General features: G+C 66.9%; 1 protein-coding gene. It reads right to left on the minus strand.

Annotated features, from left to right (window positions below; genetic code table 11):
* Window positions 1-137: 137 nt before the first annotated feature.
* On the minus strand, window positions 138-308 hold the full coding sequence (locus AB0K15_RS48005; protein ID WP_364067926.1) for a hypothetical protein: 171 nt from the start codon (window positions 306-308) through the stop codon (window positions 138-140).
* Between the last annotated feature and the right edge of the window lie 1,191 nt (window positions 309-1,499).

Genomic DNA, 1,499 nt, shown 5'->3' on the forward strand with positions numbered 1-1,499 from the left:
GATACGACCGCTACGCCAACCACTTCTGCGCCTTCCTCACCCTCGCCGCCACCCTCACCTGCTACAAGAAACTCACCTACTGAGACATGGTCTAAGCCTGAACCATTGAGATCTCAGGGCCGCCGCGTGCCCGGCCGCTAGTAGCCGGTATTGAGCGCGATCAGCAGCTCCCTGGCCGCATCGAGCACGCCGTCGCCGCCTATGTCGAGCGCAGGCACCAGTACCGCACCGAGCTGGAAGCCATCGTGCGGATCGCATCGGAGTTGGATGTCTCGATCGCGCGCCTGGCGCTGTGGGTCTACAGCCATCTCAAGACCGCGAGCTGACCAGGGAGACAACCCTCTTGCGCCGTACCGCCCTCGCCCTCACCGCTGCCGCCGTGTGCCTCGTGTGCGCCGCGCCGGCCGCTAGCGCCGCCGCCACGACCACGGCCGCGTCCGCGACGTGCAACGGCTTCATGAACGTCGACTACTCCCCCGGCATCCATGACTGGGCGGGCGACACGACGACGCGCGTCGAGACCAACCTGTCGTGCAATACGGCGACCCGGGGGCCTTTGCTCGCCGAGATTTCCCTGAGATGGAAGGAGTTCCGACGTACGGCAACGGGCTATCCGGACGTCCCGCTGGCGTCGGGCCTGAGGGCTGGCCAGCGGGGGACGTGTGGCCACCCGCTCCGCCGGACGATCTTCCCGTGCGGCTATGGAAGGGTTCCTTATCGACGTTTGCGGCAGTTCCAGCCAGCAGGCTGGAATACCCGGCTCCTCCGGCTGGGTGAGCTGCAAACAGCGGACTCCGACTACCTCCATGACGTTCCCCACGACTTGGTGATCAGACCTCCGCGCGTCCGCCCGGCGTGACGCCCCACCTTGCTTTGGCGGGCGCCGCGGTTGCGGCACGCCCGAACTGGCTGGCTGGCTCGCCCTTCTCGTCGACCGTCGGGTGCGTGACCTCGGTTGCCTCGCGCAGTTGAGGTCGTCTCCAAGCAGCTTTGAGCCGGGGAAGAAGGTCGGCAGCACCCGGCCCGGCCAGACAAGCACCCGAAATGTGGACCGCGAATAGACCGCGCGTAGCCGGTCTTTGCCGGTCGCCGTCGCGCGCCACCGGTTGACGCAAGATCGGCCCCTGACTGGGTTGTGCCTGGTCAGGAGCTGATTTGTGCTGGTGGGCCGTGGTGCCCCCGGTGAGATTCGAACTCACACTGGACGGGTTTTGAATCCAGCCCGGAATTGCCCTCTGACCTGCGTATGAGCTGGTGAAGACGGCGCTTTGGGGGCGCATCGGGGGTGGAGGACCCGGCGAGGTGCCCTGACGGCCGTCTTCGGGAGGCACTTCACGCGGCGAGGCGGCGTGAGCGTCCGCTTGAGCCTTGCCGGGGTGACCGCTCCCGCGAGGCTCCGCTAGGTGTAGTGCCCTGTGAGGTTGTTGACCCGGGTGATGGGTGGGTGGCCGTTGAGGGCGGTGTGGGCGCGGTGGTGGTTGTAGTGGTGCAGGAATCCG

The organism is Amycolatopsis sp. NPDC049253 (assembly GCF_040678995.1).
Lineage (GTDB): Bacteria > Actinomycetota > Actinomycetes > Mycobacteriales > Pseudonocardiaceae > Amycolatopsis.

Coding starts and splice junctions, on each gene's coding strand:
- AB0K15_RS48005 (WP_364067926.1), bottom strand. CDS start 308: ATGGCTGTAGACCCACAGCGCCAGGCGCGCGATCGAGACATCCAACTC.